The sequence below is a fragment of the Pseudomonas halotolerans genome (genome assembly GCF_039581215.1).
GTDB lineage: Bacteria > Pseudomonadota > Gammaproteobacteria > Pseudomonadales > Pseudomonadaceae > Aquipseudomonas > Aquipseudomonas tehranensis.
In genome coordinates this window covers 1-3143 of the sequence record NZ_JBCNTJ010000032.1, presented here as the reverse complement: position 1 = coordinate 3143, position 3143 = coordinate 1, and the positions used below count along the sequence as shown (strand labels likewise).

The window sequence follows — 3143 nt, the reverse complement described above, 5'->3', positions numbered from 1 at the left end:
ACCCACCGCATTCGCGAGCAAGCCCGCTCCCACATTGGATCTTTGTTTGCCACATAACCCTTGGATTGTGGGGGAGATTCAAGGTTTGCGGCTTTTCTGCCAGTCTCTTTGGCCAGAATGAGCGCTGTGCCACCCGTCTGGGCTGGTTAAGATTCCTGCATCTTTTTCCCATGTTTTTGAGGTTGTCATGCGCTTTTCCGATTTGATCGATGCCGTGCGCCGTCAGCCAGAGGCTGTGACTATTGCGCCTGAATGGGGTCAGGGGCGCGCCAGTTTTGGCGGGCTGGTGGCGGCACTGCAATATGAAGCGATGCGTGCGCGGGTTCCGGCGGATCGCCCGGTGCGTTCGCTGGCGATTACCTTCGTCGGGCCGGTAGAGGCCGACGTGCCCGTCAGTTTCGAAGTCGACGTATTGCGTGAAGGCAAGGCGGTCAGCCAGGTATTGGGGCGAGCGGTACAGAACGGTCAGGTAGTGACCGTGGTACAAGGCAGCTTCGGCGCCTCGCGCTCCTCCGTGGTGGCGGTCCAGGCCGACCCCGCGCCTGAGTTCAAAAGCGTGGAGCAATGCCAGGAACTGCCCTACATCAAGGGCGGTACACCGGAATTCATGCGTCACCTGGCGCTGTGCTGGAGTGTCGGTGGCCTGCCGTTTACGGGCAACAAATCCCGCAGCATGGGGGGCTGGGTGCGCTTGCGTGGTGATGTCAAAGAGGAGCCGCTGAACGAGGGGCACATCCTGGCATTGGTCGATGCCTGGCCTCCGGCGCTGCTACCCCATCTCACTCAAATGGCACCGGGCAGTACGCTCACTTGGACCATTGAATTCGTCCAGCCACTGCTGGAACTCACGACCTTGGACTGGTGTAAATACCTGGCCGAGATCGAGCATGCCCAGGACGGCTACGGCCATGTCGCCGCCAGGTTCTGGAGCGCTGATGGTCGCTTGATCGCCATGAGCCGGCAAACGGTGACAATTTTCGGCTAAGGCGCTTCATGACCGTGGCACTGCAACACGAGTGCGGCAATCATGCCGAGAGAGCCGATGGCGACATTGGCCAGGCTCAGGCTGAACACCCCCGATACCATCAGCAAAAACGCGACAATGAACAGCGGTACGGCAATCTGGTGCAACACTGGATTGCTCGGGTGACCATGATGGTCAAGGCAGGTGCGCCATTGCCAGGCCGGGAAGTGGGGGTGACGTTTGCCCATGATGCTGATCCTTGAGTTCGCTAACCGAATAACCCAAGCGTAAGCCCAGCAGGGCAGCGCGACGAATCGCGGTTGGCTATCGACGTGATAGGTGGCCATAGCCTTTCACCGACGGACTGCTTTTTTATGGGCAGGAGATTTATCCCCGCTGTGGGAGCAAGGCTTGCCCGCGATCCAGGCGCCTCGTTCCCCAGGGAAACCACATCGTTTTCATCGCGGGCAAGCCTTGCTCCCACAGATAAACCCCAGGCCGCAAGCGTTCTACCCAGGCAGCTCAACGGGCTGCGGGGCCCTAAAGCCTGAGCTGCCCGATCGCCTTGTTCAACTCACCGGCCAATGTCGCCAGCTCATGGCTGGTGGTGGCCGAGTCCACCGTCTGACGCACGGTATTTTCAGTGACGTCACGAATACTCACGACCGCCCGGTTCATTTCCTCGGCAACCTGACTTTGCTGTTCGGCCGCCACAGCGATCTGGGTGTTGCTCTCGCGCATCTGCGCCACCGCTCCGGTAATCTGCGCCAGCGCCTCGCCGGCTTCGCAAGCCTGTTGCACGCACTCGTCGGCCTTGTAGGAGCTTTCCTGCATGAAGTCCACCGCGTCCCGGGTTCCGGCCTGCAAGGCCGACACCATGGCGGTGATTTCATCCGTGGAGGTTTGTACGCGCTTGGCCAGGTTGCGTACTTCGTCGGCCACCACCGCAAACCCCCGCCCCATTTCCCCGGCTCGTGCCGCCTCAATGGCCGCGTTGAGGGCCAGAAGATTGGTTTGTTCGGCGATGCTATGGATCACACTGACCACGCTGTTGATCTTCTGGCTGTCCTCGGCCAGGCGCTGGATCATTTCGGCGGTCTGCTGCACACCGCTGGACAGCCCGGTGATCGACTGTTGTACGCGGCTGACCACTTCGCGACCATTGCCGGCCAGGGTGTCGGCGGTTTTCGACAGGTCTCGGGTAGCGCCGGCATGTTGGGCGATGTGATAAACCGTGGCAGACATCTCGTTGATCGCCGTGGCCGCCTGATCGGTTTCGCTTTGCTGGCCGAGCATGCCCTGGCGAACATCGTTCATGCTCGATGCCAGGCGTGCAGCACCGCTGTCCAGTTGCCGGGCGGTGCTGGCAACGGTGTCAACCACACGTTGATAGCCGGCTTGCATGGCGTTGAACGCCGCCGCCATCTGGCCCACTTCGTCCTTGCAGGCCAAGGGTACGCGGGCGGACAGGTCACCGGTTTTCTCTACGTGCAGCATCACATCCTTCAGGGTGTTGAGCTGGCTGAGCAGAAACCGGATCAGCAGCTGCGACGCGCCCAGCATGGCCAGCATCAGCACGAACACCGCCACGGCGTATTGGCTGAAGCGTTCCCTGAATACCTGACTCAGGCTTGCGCCTTGGGCCAGCACGGCGAGTCGTTGGCCTTCACCGGCACGGATCACTTCGGCGCCCAGCAGTGGATTGTCGCCCAACAGGGGGCTGGCCGAGAGCGCTATCCAGCCGTCTGCCTCTGCCAATGAGGGTAATGATTGATCGTTGAACATGGGGATCTGGCCGCGCTGGAATGCCAGCAGGTGATCGGCCTTGGGCGATGGCTGCCCGGCAGGCCAGGTATTGAGCAAGCGCGCCAGGGCCTGAGCGTTCGTCTGGGCCGCCTGGTTGCGCGCCTGTTGCTCAAGCTGCACCGCGTAGAGGACGAGCAGCAAGGTTGTGACAAAGGCGACCGCATTGACCGCCCAGAATTTGTATTTCAGTGAGATGTTGCTAAGCCAGGCACCCATGGAAGGTCTTCTCTGATAGCGGAAACAGTTTTGGCAAGGTGCCATTATTGTGCCGCTACTCAAGGCCTGGGGTGTTGATATGGGTCAACAGACAACGTCTATCCCCTGTGGGAGCGGGCTTGCTCGCGAATGCGGTGGATCAGTTCATACATGTGCG

At 60.7% G+C, this 3143-nt stretch carries 2 protein-coding genes and 1 pseudogene; 1 reads left to right on the top strand and 2 read right to left on the bottom strand.

Annotated features, from left to right (window positions below):
* The first annotated feature begins 187 nt into the window (after nt 1–187).
* The gene (locus tag AAIS01_RS25605) at nt 188–985 is read left to right on the top strand and encodes an acyl-CoA thioesterase (RefSeq protein WP_186658960.1); all 798 of its coding nucleotides are present in this window, start codon (nt 188–190) and stop codon (nt 983–985) included.
* Nucleotides 986–993: 8 nt separating this feature from the next.
* Here AAIS01_RS25605 and AAIS01_RS25600 read toward each other — a convergent pair.
* Nucleotides 994–1212: pseudogene (locus AAIS01_RS25600) on the bottom strand (terminase); the annotation flags it as partial.
* A gap of 292 nt (nt 1213–1504) precedes the next feature.
* Nucleotides 1505–2986: a methyl-accepting chemotaxis protein gene (locus AAIS01_RS25595; protein WP_343471258.1), complete on the bottom strand. Its 1482-nt coding sequence runs from the start codon at nt 2984–2986 to the stop codon at nt 1505–1507.
* Nucleotides 2987–3143 lie beyond the last annotated feature (157 nt).